We start from the raw sequence: 12,710 nt of genomic DNA, 5'->3' as shown, positions 1-12,710 counted from the left end.
TTGATTATTTTTCACATGTAATTTACAAAAGCTTTTGTGACCGCTGTAATATCTATGTTAAAATGAGACTGATATACCCTATGATAACTGACTGACTCCAGTAGATGGCATACACATCATCATAGAAATAGGAACGAAGAAAGGGACGGTACGACAAGATGACAACACGTAAATATAAGTTACTAGCTTTAGATATGGATGGAACATTATTAAATGATAATCACGAGATTACACTCGAAACGATTAAATGGATTAATAAAGCAATGGATGAAGGTATCCATGTGTGTCTATCTACAGGACGCGCAGCGCATAGTGCTATGCCGTATGCCGAGCAATTAGGCTTAGATACTCCGATGGTAACAGTAAACGGCAGTGAGGTCTGGAAAGCACCTCATGAGCTACACCGACGTACACTGGTCGATCCTGATTTGATTCGCCAAATGTATGAACTGGCTATTGAAAAAGATGTATGGTTCTGGGCTTATACCGTAAATGGACTGCACAATCGGGATAACTGGTTAGAACCAGGGACAGACCTTACAAGTATCGAATGGCTCAAATTCGGCTACAATACGGAAAACGATGAACTTCGTTACCAGATTCTGATGGCGTTACAAGATATGGGCGGACTTGAGATTTCCAACTCTTCTCCACATAACCTGGAGATCAATCCACTGGGTATTAACAAAGCAGCAGGTATTAACGAAGTATGCCAATTGCTGAATATTGATATGTCTGAAGTGGTTGCTGTAGGCGATAGCTTAAACGATCTAGCGGTTATTCAAGCGGTAGGTCTAGGCGTAGCGATGGGTAATGCACAAGAACCTGTAAAAGAATCAGCCGATCTAGTCGTAGGTTCTAACAATGATGATGGAATTGTCGAAGTCATTCGCGATTATATCCTTGTCTAAAAAAATTGTGCAACGCTTTACGCTTTCTTCGAGTATATATGTATAGAAAGATTACTGGGAGGAGTGAACCCTACCGATGGAAATTCTCGGTTGGAGCTTAGTCATTATTTTATTTATCGTCGGTATTGCAGGTGCTATCTATCCTGTATTGCCGGGCGCGTTAGCTATTTATTTTGGATTTTTCGTATACGGATGGTTTTTCTCATTCGCTGAATACAATGTATGGTTCTGGATTATTCAGACATTGATTGTGATTGTGCTATTTGTCGCCGATTACGTCGTCGGTGCGTATGGAACCAAAAAGTTCGGCGGAACCAAGCTCACCGTTATTTTATCGACGATCGGCTTGATTGTAGGGCCATTTGTGATTCCTGCTTTTGGTCTGATCTTAGGGCCATTGATCGGTGCGATTCTGGGTGAATTGATTTCAGGAAAAGATTTTCAACAATCGCTCAAAGCTGCCTGGGGAACGATGCTTGGATTGTTTACGAGTATGATTGTGAAAATTATTTTGCAATTGGCGATGATTGCGATCTTTTTCCTTTGGATTTTTGTATTTTAAAAAATAACCCGCATTGCTTAGATGACTATAGGTTGTCTATAATAGAGGTTGTTGAAAAAGCCCAAGACCGGAAGGCATTTCAGCCTTCCGGTTTTTTGGTATGGTTGAGATCGGGCGTGAGAAAAGGGGAACCGTTTTGTCTAAAACAGAGTCATTTGTTAGAGGAACCGTGATTTTGGCCGTTGCTGCTTTGATTGCAAGGGTGATCGGCCTGGTACAACGTGTACCATTAGAGCATATGTTAGGCTTTACAGGAAATGCTTCATTTACAGTTGCTAACAATCTATATTTGATGTTACTTGCTGTAGCCACAGCAGGGATTCCTAGTACACTGAGTAAAATGGTATCTGAGCGTTATGCGTTAGGTAGACCGGCAGAAGCGCAACGTATTTACTTTGCCGCTTTGTTATTTGCAGGTGTGATCGGTGTTATTATGACGATTGGGTTGTATGCGTTAGCACCATTTTTTGCAATTTATAACTCGAAAGTACCTGAAGCGGTTATCTCTATTCGAGCGATTGCACCATCATTATTATTATTCCCGATGATTGCGATGATGCGCGGTTATTTTCAGGGACGTAACTTGATGATTGCAGGTGGTATTTCTCAGATTATTGAGCAAATTGCACGCGTATTTACAGCCATTTTGTTAGCTTATGTTATTTTGCATCTGGGTTATAGTGGTGTCGAAGCTTCAGCAGGAGCCTCATTTGGTAGTGTACTCGGTAGTATCGGTGCATTTGCCGTGATGTTATACTATGCGTTCAAAATGCGTAAGCAAGATAAGTTAGAGGGATTGGATGCGAAGTCAGACACAACGCATGCTGTGATTCCTTTGCGACAAATTTATAGTGATATTTTCAAATTATCAATTCCTATCGTACTATCTTCACTAACGATTCCAGCCGTTTATTTTATTGATAGTACACTTGTTAAGCCGTTATTGATGGGCGAACTTGGAGATGAGATGGCGACAAGAGTACTGGCTATTCTTGGTTCAAGAGCACAAAGTGTTGCCGGAATCCCACCGATTCTAGCGATTGCACTGAGTCAATCACTGATTCCGATTATCTCGGCTGCTTTTGCCAGTCACAAAATGGAACATTTGAAAAACCAGATCACTTTAGCATTACGAATTTCCATATTAACCGGTATACCGATTGTATTGATTTTCAGTACATCTGCTTATTCGCTAAATGGATTGTTATTTAGTAGTAAAGATGGAGCGGGTATTATTGCTGCTTTGACACTGGGTACGATTTTCCAGATTACGATGATGACGACCAATTCCATGTTAATCGGGATCAACAAAGCAAATTTATCGATGGTACATGTCATGATCGGTATTGCGGTCAAATTAGTTGCTAGTTTTGCGTTAGCTCCGTTTATTGGAATCTACGGTATTATTGCAGGAACAGCTTTATGTTTTATCACCATTACATGGATGAATATTCGTTCATTGCGCCAAATCGTAACTTTCTCGGTATTAGGCAACCGTTGGGTCGGATTTATTGTGACTGTGGTGGTATTAGGTGGAATTGGTCTACTGCTGAATCAGGTCGGTATTCTATTAACGGCTTATATGAATGAACGGGTTGCATTTTTTATCGGTTGTTGTATGGTAGGAATAGCGATATTATTGGTATATCCCGTTATGCTTGTTCTGCTAAGAGTGGTTCGAGCGAATGAACTGGATTCTTATCCAAAAGTATTGCGTAAAGTTTTCCGTCCATTGATGCGTCTACAAAAGAATTAGGAGGAATAGCATAATGCAATTGATTAATAGTAAAGAAGATTTCACTACCGTTACTCACTCTTCGCAATTAACTGTCGCTGTGTTCAAAGCAGATTGGTGTGGAGATTGCCGATATATTGATCCATTTATGCCTGAAGTAGAAAGTCAGTATGCAGATCGTCTAACGCTTGTAGAGGTAGATGTAGAAGCAACAGGCGATGTGAGTCAAGAACAGAACATCTTGGGTATCCCTAGCTTTGTAGCTTATGCGAACGGCAAAGAATTAGTACGTTTCGTCAACAAAGCACGCAAATCTCGCGAAGAAATCGAGCAGTTTTTGGATCGCGCCGTTGCTGTCTATGAGACATTAGCTACATCAACAGCGGAATAAAAAGACTTTGTTACAATAAGAAAATATAACAATTTAGATTTCTATAGTACGTCTATATTTATAAGCAAAAACTTACAAAGATCTGCTTTAAACAGCTGTCTTTGTAAGTTTTTTTATTTTAGCTTTATGTAGATTTCAAATACGAATAAATTATGTCAATATTTGCTTACCTATCTTTTCATTTGTTACTATACATTCAGGAGGTGGGTGGATATCATGTCAAAAAAAGTAATGATTATCACTAGTTTTTTAATAGTGCTTGTTATTGTCGGAGTAGCCGCTGCTTATTTAGGTTTACACGGCAATCCATTTACAAAAAAAGAAGCAGGACAAAAAATCGAAGCGTATTTAGTTCATGATAAAGGTTACAATATTGAGAAAGTTGAAGGTACATATTCATTTACATCATCTAATGCGCCTTATGGTGCTAATGTAGTTTTTAAAGATGAACCTAACACTACCTATTCTTATATTATTTTTAAAGATGGGCATATTGATCAAGCTGGATATAGTGGAAATACTTCTAAGCATCTCATCAAGTAAAATAAACTGAATAATATATAATTTTATATTTAGATTAGAACTCATTATATTCACAAAATTTAGTTACATAGTATTGTGTGGATATTGATCATTTTTTGTCACAAAGGATACGGTAGTAATTACTAGTGATTCGTTATAATAGATAGTGACTATAAACAATGTCACTATTATAAAATAGCGGGTGATTCTCTAAATGGCAAGAAAGTTCAGAATAACAACTACACATCTAAAATGGTTGAGCTTTGTCACCTGTGTTGTTATGTTTTTAGCAACAATGGGAGGACTTGTAGTAACCAAATCAGGTTCAGGACTCGGTTGCGGAAATGAATGGCCGTTATGTCATGGCCAATTTGTACCTGCGTATACGATTTCTTCATTGATTGAGTATTCGCATCGAGCTATTAGTGCTCTGGCAGGCTTAACAGCATTATTTTCTTTTATCGGATTTATCTTTTTTAATAAGCATCGTGAGCTTAAAGTATATGCATCATTAACATTGCTATTTGTTTTGGTACAAGCCGTTATGGGTGCATTAGCAGTTGTATTTTCACAATCTGCTCCAATCATGGCACTACATTTCGGATTTGCAATGATCGCTTTTGCTAGTTCGTCGATGATGGCGCTTGGTGCAAGGCGGATGGATCAGCAAAAAGGTGATTTACCGATTCCAGATGAACCACCGGTGAGTAAAGGAATGCGTAATCTAACATGGTTCGCAACTATCTACACATACATGGTGGTATATACAGGAGCCTTTGTCACACATACCGATTCTAGAGGTGGGTGTTCTGGCGTATTACTATGTAATGGTTCTATCTTACCTGAATTATCCGGTGGGGTAGCGGTAGCATTTTTCCATCGGGTAGCCGCTTATAGTTTGTTAATCGTTATTGCAGTACTAGCGCATTATGCCTACCGTCGTCATCCGTATAATCCAGGTATTCGTAAGCTTGGAGTGACTGCGATTGTATTTATTATCATGCAGATTCTAAGTGGTATGTTGAATATTGTAACGATGAAAATACCTGAGTGGTATTTCTTCTCCAGTATGTTGCATACGTTGTTGATTCAGATTTTGTTCGGTGTGTTATGTTATATGAGTGTGCGTGTATGGCAATTAAGTCGTGGTACACGTGGCAAATTAGGGCAAAATGTATAACCGTATGAACTATTTAGATAGCAACAAAAAGTGAATATACATCCAAGAGATTGCGTCAGATGAACAATTGATGAAAAATTTCTAATTTCCTTAGGAAATATTCATTTTTGCTTTGACAAAGAGTGTGAAGTTCACTATACTGAGAAAAGATTTTCATTTTCATTCGAATTTTTCATATTTTCTTATCGAGAGTGGTGGAGGGACTGGCCCGATGAAACCCGGCAACCGATTTTGGAATAACTATTACGTAGTTTTCCAAAATGTCATGGTGCTAATTCCTTCAAAATGGCGTGTGCAATTGGTACATGGCGATTTTGGCAGATGAGAAGGAAGTATCTCTAATAATAGAGAACCCTTTTCTGCGAAAGGGTTCTTTTTTTGTATAAAGAAGAGAGAAGTGAATACCGACATATATGATAGCGAGAATATATCCGACTTATTCGATGGTTTATATATGATTAATGTAATATGAATGCAGGAATGAAGAAGTACAAGGAAGGAGCACCTATCTGTGATTGAATTAAAAAGTATTACTAAAACGTATGGTAAAGGGAAAAATCTAAGCCCTGCGTTAAGCGGTATAGATTTGAAAATAGACAAAGGCGAGATTTTCGGCGTTATCGGTCACTCCGGTGCAGGTAAAAGTACATTGATTCGATGTATTAATTTACTAGAACGTCCAACCTCTGGTGAAGTATGGATCGATGGTGTGGAAATGACCAAGCTGAACAAAGCGCGCTTACAAGCAAGACGACGCAAAATAGGTATGATTTTTCAACACTTCAATCTATTATCTTCAGCGACAGTGTATGAGAACATCGCTTTTCCTTTGCGCTTAGTCAAAACACCGGAACGCAACATTAAAGAAAAAGTGAAAGAATTGTTAGCTCTAGTTGGATTGGAGCAACATGCCAATAAATATCCTGCTCAATTATCAGGTGGACAAAAGCAGCGTGTCGGCATTGCTCGCTCGTTAGCTAGTGATCCTGATGTATTGCTTTGTGATGAAGCGACATCTGCGCTTGATCCTCAGACTACAAATTCGATTTTAAAATTGCTGGTCGATATCAATGAGCGCTTTAACTTAACAATCATCTTAATCACTCATGAAATGCATGTTATTCAGAGCATTTGTGATAAAGTAGCTGTTATTCATCGGGGTGGTATTGTAGAACAAGGTCCTGTAACAAATGTCTTTTTGAAGCCACAGCATGAAGTGACACGTGATTTTATTTTAAATGAGTCTAATAATGCTGAATTACTAATTACTTCATGGACAGCACCAAATGTTCCTAATTCATTGACTGTCAAAGTGTCTTTCTTAGGAGATAAAACGTATGAATCGATCCTTTCGCAAACGGTACGTCAAACTGGAGTCGATTTTGCTATTTTGCAAGGAACGATTTCAACGTTAAAAAATGTACCTTATGGACAGTTGATTGTTCGCTTTGAAGGAACAGAAGGAGATATTAAGCGTACACTCGATGGATTGACCGCTGAAGGTCTCGATGTGGAGGTGATCAACTGATGGGTGAATTAGATTTCTCACAAATTGATTGGAATGAATTCGGTACAGCGACCTTAGATACACTCAAAATGGTAGGCGCTTCTGGATTATTTACATTAATTCTAGGATTGCCATTAGGCATTTTGTTATTTATTACAGGGCGTTCTACTGTAGCATGGGTGCGTTATTTCTATGCAGTCATCGCGTTTATCGTTAATATTTTGCGTTCGGTTCCATTTATTATACTGATTGTGGCGATCTTACCATTAACGCAAATTCTAGTAGGAACAACGATTGGTGTACTTGGAACGATCCCACCATTAGTTATCGCTGCCGCACCGTTTTTTGCTAGATTGGTCGAAACTGCACTTCGTGAAGTCGATCGTGGTGTAATTGAAGCAGCGAATGCGATGGGAGCTTCCTTGTGGCAGATTATAACGCGCGTACTTGTACGCGAAGCAATGCCAGGGCTATTAGCAGGCTTAACCGTTACTGTTGTTGCGCTAGTCTCTAATACAGCGATGGCAGGGATGATTGGTGCAGGAGGACTTGGAACACTTGCAATCAACTATGGTTATTATCGCTATGATACAGCGATTATGCTAGTGGCTGTAGTCATCATGGTTATTATTGTTCAAATTCTACAAATGCTTGGTGATCGTCTAGTGGTTCATTTTTCGAGAAGATAATCGGTAATACAAAAGAGATTGAGCACAGAGTAGTTATTCTGCTGAATATTTATATGATAATAGATAATCACGAATATTCAGCATTTGTATCATATACGTATACCAATCCAAAACCAATAAAGGGGTAGAGAAGATGAAAAAATGGACTTTGATTTTGCTAAGTATTATGTTGGTTGCTATCGTATCTGCTTGCGGTAACAAAGCAGCAGACAACACAGCGGCAACAGGAACAACAGAAGGCGGAGCAGAAACCGTAACATTGAAAGTAGGCGCAACAGCTGTACCTCACGCTGAAATCTTAAAACATATTCAACCTGCACTTGCTAAAGAAGGCGTAAATTTACAAGTTGTCGAATTTACAGATTATATTCAACCTAACGTTCAATTGAATGGCAAACAGTTAGATGCAAACTACTTCCAAACATTGCCTTACCTTGAAGAGCAAAACAAATCTCGTGGTATGACTTTAAAAGCTGTACAACCAGTACACATCGAGCCTTTCGGTGCATATTCTACAAAATATAAATCAATCGATGAATTGCCAGACGGTGCAAATATCGCAATCCCTAACGAAGTATCTAATGGAGCACGCGCTTTGATCTTGTTGGCTAACAATGGATTGATTGAATTGAAAGACAAAACAAACATCACTTCTTCTGTAAAAGATATTACAGCTAATCCTAAAAACTTTAAATTTACACCGATGGATGCGGCTTTTATCACTAGACAATTAGGTCAAGTCGATATGGGTATGATCAACATGAACTATGTATTAGAAGCTAAAATCGATCCTAAATCTGCATTGTTGACTGAAACAAGTAGCGCACCATATGCTAACTATTTAGTTACACGTGAAGACAACCAAAATGATGCAGCTATCGAAAAATTGAAAAAAGCTTTAACTTCTGATGATGTTAAAAAATTCATCGAAGATACGTACAATGGTGCTGTAATCCCAGCATTTTAATTAAAATGTACAACTAAAAATAAGGTTATAGCCAAAGTTATGATTTGTAATCAAATACAAATGATAACGGGCTATAACCTTATTTTTTTATCTAGTATTTCGCTGATCGATGGCGATCGTTACATCCTAATCATTTACAACACTTGCCTGTACTTTTAATTTTCCTGTAGATCCATCGGTAGTTACCGCAAAGATATTCCACAGCCCCCACGAAGCTTGTCTATATACATCATATAAAGGTAAATTCCATTGTTGCTGCTGACCAGGTGCTAAACTAGATTTCATAAGATTTCTGGTATCATCAGGAAAGTTAATTTCGTAATCGATTGTTTGATTGCCTGTATTTTTCAAGATCAATTTTATATCTACATGATTTTGATATGTAAAAGGAATATTAGCTTGACCTCCAGAGAGTATAAATGTCTGTTGTGGTAACCCTTTAACTTTTGAAGTAAAACGGGTCTGTTGATGGGTTACCAGGTTGTCTATCTGTGTGTGCGTTAGAGTAGAACGATTCACAGAATGGTGTAACACATGATGGCTAGTTGCGGTATCTGCAAATACAGAACTAGAAGTAGCTAACGATATAGATAAAACTACAGGTACATATAATAACTTTTTGAGGCTTTTCATTATTAAAGTTTCCTTTCTGTTTAGCTAGACGATGTAATGATTATAATGTGTTATGTAACCTCCTTTTTTGATATACACTGATGTTATTTGGCTTTATGATGCCATTAAAATAGGAGGATAAATGATCAAACATTATATAAAATATGCAAACTATTTATTGATGAACCAATGGAGTAAAATTTGCTTGAGTTACATCTACAAGATCCTGTGGAGCGAGTTCTACTTGCATCCCAATTTTGCCTGCGCTGACAATCATCGTTTCCAGAAGCATCGCTTCTTCATCAATAAAAGTAGGATACAATTTCTTCATTCCGATAGGAGAACAGCCCCCTCGAATATAACCTGTCCATTTCTGCAATTCATTCACAGGTAGCATATCCAATTTTTTTTCACCTGCTGCTTTAGCTGCTTTTTTTAGATCTAATTCTGCTCCTACTGGAATCACAAAAATAAACAAGTTGTGTTTGTTTTGCGTGACCAATGTTTTAAATACCATTTCAGGTGGTTTATTAATTTTGGCGGCAACCGCATTACCATGAATTTTGCCGTCTTTATTATCGTATTCAATAATCTCGTATGCAATATTTTCTTTGTCTAAAATACGCATTGCATTTGTTTTGCTAGTACTCATTGAATGTACCTCCTTATCCAAAAAAAGCGTAATACATCTATTATAAACTATCTTTTCGTCATTCGTAGTCCTATATACGGTGTTGTTTGGTGATCCTTTTGACATCTATAGGTTAAGGTCTGTACACTAGATAAGAATAAGTATCATCCAAAAGCTACAATACAAACGTATTATATGATAGAAGCGCAATATAGTAGAAGATATGCGATAGCATTGTCTAGAGGAGGAACTTTTTTGGATCGGAAAATTGCCCTGATTACAGGCAGTGCCAAAGGATTAGGAAAAATGACGGCGCTTACGCTAGCGAGTCAAGGCTGTGATATTGCTTTAAATTATATGAATAGTCATGAAGAGGCTGTGCATCTACAATCTCGCATTGAAAATATGGGCGTACGCTGTATCGCTGTACAAGCAGATATCTCTATCGAGGAAGACATAGACCGGCTTGTAGACGAAGTAGAACAACAATTAGGCGGTATTGATATTCTTGTCAATAATGCAGGCCCTTTTATCCGGGAACGCCGTTTATTCGCTGATTATGAGCGGACAGAGATTATGTCGTTGATGCAAGGCAATCTTATTGGAGCGATGTTATTAGATCATCGTGTATTACCTCATATGCGTCAGCAGAAATGGGGACGGATTATTCATTTTGGGTTTGGACATGCTGCTGAATCCAGATCATGGCCTCAGCGTGCTGTCTACGCCGCCGCCAAAGTAGGATTAGTTTCTTTTACCAAAACGTTAGCTGTAGAAGAAGCTGAAAATGCGATTACGATTAATATGATCTGTCCCGGAGATATTCGGGGAGATAACAAAGAAAAGCGAATCGCCGATGTACTTCATCTAAGCGATGATGAAACACCAAGAGGTCGTCCTGGAAGTGGAGAAGATATTGCACGTGTGATCTCGTATCTATGTCATTCGGATTCTGATTTCATTACAGGCAATATTATGGATATTTCCGGTGGACTTGATCCGATTCGCCCTTATATCAAAGGGTAAACAGTTGTAATATTAGTCAAAAAACAACCAAAAAAGCGTCCTGTTCCCCGAAGGAAACAAGACGCTTTTTGTTATGCCACGAAGGCAATCTATGATTACCTCTGTATAGAAAAGTCTGAATTAGAATACTTGGACAACCTCTTCCACACCTTCAACTTCTTCGAAAAGGGCGCGTTCGATACCCGCTTTAAGCGTGATTGTTGAACTTGGGCAACTACCACAAGCTCCCATCAACTTAAGCTTAACGATACCATCCTCAACGTCTACCAATTCAACGTCGCCGCCATCGCGTTGCAAGAATGGACGCAATTTGTCCAGAACTTCCAATACTTCATCGTACATTTCTACTTGTACACTTTCACTCATATTGTTCAACTCCTTTCGTAACTATATTATAGTATAAATACACCAAAATTTCAGCATTTACGCAATGATTTTTATACTCATTTCAAATTTCTTTATGAAAATGACAATATAAGCGTATATTTAGACACATTTTATAGTATGATGTTCAAGGTAACAACGATTGGAGGAATACAACCATGAGACCGATTATTGAGTTTTGCCAGAGCAATATGCATACAGGTACAGATCAGGTAATGAAGAAATTAGAAGCAGAACCTGACTATGATATTATAGAATACGGCTGTTTAGGTAACTGTGGCCAATGTTATGCCATGCCATATGCTCTAGTAAACGGAGAAATTGTCGCATCAGAAGATGCTGACACATTATATACATTAATTTTGGAAAAAATTAATGAAGCTGATGCTTGGGCTGATCTCGATTTAGATTGAGATCAGCTTTTTTCTATGCAATCAGCAACAACACAATGCTAAATATCACTATACAGCCGGGATGATTCGAAAAGTAATCCTAGCCGAAATGATGTTTGGACATCCAGAGCACGCCACTTTTTAGAAGGCGAGGCACTTTACCGGTAACAGAACTTTTGCCACCGAATCCAAATCCTGTACCGAATCCGGATTTTTTACCTAGAGCACCCAGTGTACCTTTTAATTTCAATGGATGTACTTTTGGTTGTTCACCTTTCCAACCTGCGACGATTACATTAGCAATCTGTTCTGCTTGAGCTTCAGCCGCCTGTGCACTAGCTGCGAAAGGAAGAGAAGCACAATCTCCGCATACGAATACTTCAGGACGACCTGGAATCCGGTAAAATTCATCCAAAATTACACGTCCAGAGTTATCTTGGTTGACATTCAATTCATCGATCAATGGAACAGGACGAATACCTGCTGTCCAGACTGTTACATCCGCAGTAATACGCTCGGATTCACCGTTGTAGACACAAGTCCCTTCAACACGACTAATATTGATATGATTGCGAACTTCTACATTATGCTCGCGGAACCACTCTTCTACATATTTAGATAGACGTGGAGGAGAGGAAGACAATAGACGCTCACCACGATCCAGAATGCGCACATTTAGATCTTCACGGCTTTCGCGAATCTCTGCTGCAATCTCTATTCCGCTTAATCCTCCACCTACGATATTCACAGTAGCTTGAGGTGGTAAATTATTAATTTTTAAGTACGTATCACGAGTAGCTGTGAACGATTGAATCGTACTGGTATATTCAGCAGCACCAGGGACACCGTGGAAATTATCGGTACAACCTAAAGCGATCACCATTTGATCATAAGTCAGCGGTTCGCCATCTTCAAATGAAATGACTTTATCTTCTAAATTAATCCCTGTTACATCACCATAACGAGTAGTGATTTTGGCATGTGTTGGGAATTTTACTCGTAATTCAAGATCAGAAGCAGTACCTGCTGCTAAAGCATAATATTCTGTTTTAAGCCCCTGGAAAGGCATACGGTCTACTAAAATAATTTGTGTGTCTGCTGGAATCTTGTGATCTAATAATTCGTGGGCTAGTGTAACTCCACCGTAACCTGCACCGAGTATAACTAAACTTTTCATGATATCTTCTCCTTCTGGTAGATA

Annotated in this window: 15 protein-coding genes and 1 riboswitch; of the genes, 11 read left to right on the top strand and 4 right to left on the bottom strand. The window is 38.6% G+C overall.

All coding sequences use genetic code 11. From position 1 onward, the window contains the following. Positions 1–158 precede the first annotated feature (158 nt). The 9 genes from PQ456_RS18025 (at position 159) to PQ456_RS17985 (ending at position 8,464) form a co-directional block, all read left to right on the top strand. Complete coding sequence (locus PQ456_RS18025) at positions 159–911, top strand: Cof-type HAD-IIB family hydrolase (protein WP_273613516.1); 753 nt, start codon at positions 159–161, stop codon at positions 909–911. Between the two features lie 76 nt (positions 912–987). Next, positions 988–1,473 (top strand): DUF456 domain-containing protein, encoded by a 486-nt coding sequence (locus PQ456_RS18020; protein WP_273613515.1) that lies wholly within the window; start codon positions 988–990, stop codon positions 1,471–1,473. A 136-nt stretch (positions 1,474–1,609) separates the two neighbouring features. Beyond that, positions 1,610–3,229, top strand: a complete 1,620-nt coding sequence (locus tag PQ456_RS18015; protein WP_273613514.1) for a putative polysaccharide biosynthesis protein — start codon at positions 1,610–1,612, stop codon at positions 3,227–3,229. 13 nt (positions 3,230–3,242) lie between these two features. After that, positions 3,243–3,599, top strand: coding sequence for a thioredoxin family protein (locus PQ456_RS18010; RefSeq protein ID WP_273613513.1), 357 nt, complete (start codon positions 3,243–3,245; stop codon positions 3,597–3,599). 216 nt (positions 3,600–3,815) lie between these two features. Beyond that, positions 3,816–4,142, top strand: a complete 327-nt coding sequence (locus tag PQ456_RS18005; RefSeq protein WP_273613512.1) for a DUF3139 domain-containing protein — start codon at positions 3,816–3,818, stop codon at positions 4,140–4,142. A gap of 193 nt (positions 4,143–4,335) precedes the next feature. Then, positions 4,336–5,301 (top strand): COX15/CtaA family protein, encoded by a 966-nt coding sequence (locus PQ456_RS18000; RefSeq protein ID WP_273613511.1) that lies wholly within the window; start codon positions 4,336–4,338, stop codon positions 5,299–5,301. Positions 5,302–5,480: 179 nt separating this feature from the next. After that, a riboswitch (SAM riboswitch) is annotated at positions 5,481–5,629 on the top strand. 183 nt (positions 5,630–5,812) lie between these two features. After that, positions 5,813–6,829: a methionine ABC transporter ATP-binding protein gene (locus PQ456_RS17995; RefSeq protein ID WP_273613510.1), complete on the top strand. Its 1,017-nt coding sequence runs from the start codon at positions 5,813–5,815 to the stop codon at positions 6,827–6,829. Continuing rightward, the gene (locus tag PQ456_RS17990) at positions 6,829–7,497 is read left to right on the top strand and encodes a methionine ABC transporter permease (RefSeq protein WP_204826828.1); all 669 of its coding nucleotides are present in this window, start codon (positions 6,829–6,831) and stop codon (positions 7,495–7,497) included. The genes PQ456_RS17995 and PQ456_RS17990 overlap by 1 nt, the downstream gene beginning before the upstream one ends. Positions 7,498–7,630: 133 nt before the next feature. Then, positions 7,631–8,464: a MetQ/NlpA family ABC transporter substrate-binding protein gene (locus PQ456_RS17985; RefSeq protein WP_273613509.1), complete on the top strand. Its 834-nt coding sequence runs from the start codon at positions 7,631–7,633 to the stop codon at positions 8,462–8,464. A gap of 126 nt (positions 8,465–8,590) precedes the next feature. Here the strand turns inward: PQ456_RS17985 and PQ456_RS17980 are convergent, their stop codons facing one another. After that, a complete protein-coding gene (locus PQ456_RS17980) occupies positions 8,591–9,097 on the bottom strand; it encodes a hypothetical protein (protein WP_273613508.1) in 507 nt (168 codons plus the stop codon). 154 nt (positions 9,098–9,251) lie between these two features. Beyond that, positions 9,252–9,728, bottom strand: a complete 477-nt coding sequence (ybaK, locus tag PQ456_RS17975) for a Cys-tRNA(Pro) deacylase (RefSeq protein WP_273613507.1) — start codon at positions 9,726–9,728, stop codon at positions 9,252–9,254. A 234-nt stretch (positions 9,729–9,962) separates the two neighbouring features. Here ybaK and PQ456_RS17970 point away from each other — a divergent pair, with 234 nt between their 5' ends. Beyond that, positions 9,963–10,733, top strand: a complete 771-nt coding sequence (locus tag PQ456_RS17970; protein ID WP_273613506.1) for an SDR family oxidoreductase — start codon at positions 9,963–9,965, stop codon at positions 10,731–10,733. 120 nt (positions 10,734–10,853) lie between these two features. Here PQ456_RS17970 and PQ456_RS17965 read toward each other — a convergent pair whose 3' ends face one another. Beyond that, entirely contained in the window at positions 10,854–11,099 is a 246-nt protein-coding gene (locus tag PQ456_RS17965; protein ID WP_273613505.1) for a NifU family protein, read from the bottom strand. A gap of 176 nt (positions 11,100–11,275) precedes the next feature. On the opposite strand from PQ456_RS17965, the gene PQ456_RS17960 reads away from it, so the two are divergent. Then, positions 11,276–11,530, top strand: coding sequence for a YuzB family protein (locus PQ456_RS17960; RefSeq protein WP_273613504.1), 255 nt, complete (start codon positions 11,276–11,278; stop codon positions 11,528–11,530). A 79-nt stretch (positions 11,531–11,609) separates the two neighbouring features. On the opposite strand, the gene PQ456_RS17955 is transcribed toward PQ456_RS17960, so the two are convergent. Then, the gene (locus PQ456_RS17955) at positions 11,610–12,686 is read right to left on the bottom strand and encodes an NAD(P)/FAD-dependent oxidoreductase (RefSeq protein WP_273613503.1); all 1,077 of its coding nucleotides are present in this window, start codon (positions 12,684–12,686) and stop codon (positions 11,610–11,612) included. Between the last annotated feature and the right edge of the window lie 24 nt (positions 12,687–12,710).

This window comes from Paenibacillus kyungheensis (genome assembly GCF_028606985.1).
Taxonomy (GTDB): Bacteria; Bacillota; Bacilli; order Paenibacillales; family Paenibacillaceae; genus Saccharibacillus; species Saccharibacillus kyungheensis.
The sequence above is the reverse complement of the archived record's forward strand: the minus strand, read 5'-3'. Positions and strand labels throughout refer to the sequence as shown.

Bases quoted from the DNA above. Each gene is read 5' to 3' on its own strand.
- ybaK (WP_273613507.1), bottom strand. From the start codon at position 9,728: ATGAGTACTAGCAAAACAAATGCAATGCGTATTTTAGACAAAGAAAAT.
- PQ456_RS17960 (WP_273613504.1), top strand. From the start codon at position 11,276: ATGAGACCGATTATTGAGTTTTGCCAGAGCAATATGCATACAGGTACA.
- PQ456_RS18000 (WP_273613511.1), top strand. From the start codon at position 4,336: ATGGCAAGAAAGTTCAGAATAACAACTACACATCTAAAATGGTTGAGC.
- PQ456_RS18020 (WP_273613515.1), top strand. From the start codon at position 988: ATGGAAATTCTCGGTTGGAGCTTAGTCATTATTTTATTTATCGTCGGT.
- PQ456_RS17985 (WP_273613509.1), top strand. From the start codon at position 7,631: ATGAAAAAATGGACTTTGATTTTGCTAAGTATTATGTTGGTTGCTATC.
- PQ456_RS17990 (WP_204826828.1), top strand. From the start codon at position 6,829: ATGGGTGAATTAGATTTCTCACAAATTGATTGGAATGAATTCGGTACA.
- PQ456_RS17955 (WP_273613503.1), bottom strand. From the start codon at position 12,686: ATGAAAAGTTTAGTTATACTCGGTGCAGGTTACGGTGGAGTTACACTA.
- PQ456_RS18005 (WP_273613512.1), top strand. From the start codon at position 3,816: ATGTCAAAAAAAGTAATGATTATCACTAGTTTTTTAATAGTGCTTGTT.
- PQ456_RS18010 (WP_273613513.1), top strand. From the start codon at position 3,243: ATGCAATTGATTAATAGTAAAGAAGATTTCACTACCGTTACTCACTCT.
- PQ456_RS18025 (WP_273613516.1), top strand. From the start codon at position 159: ATGACAACACGTAAATATAAGTTACTAGCTTTAGATATGGATGGAACA.
- PQ456_RS17965 (WP_273613505.1), bottom strand. From the start codon at position 11,099: ATGAGTGAAAGTGTACAAGTAGAAATGTACGATGAAGTATTGGAAGTT.
- PQ456_RS17980 (WP_273613508.1), bottom strand. From the start codon at position 9,097: ATGAAAAGCCTCAAAAAGTTATTATATGTACCTGTAGTTTTATCTATA.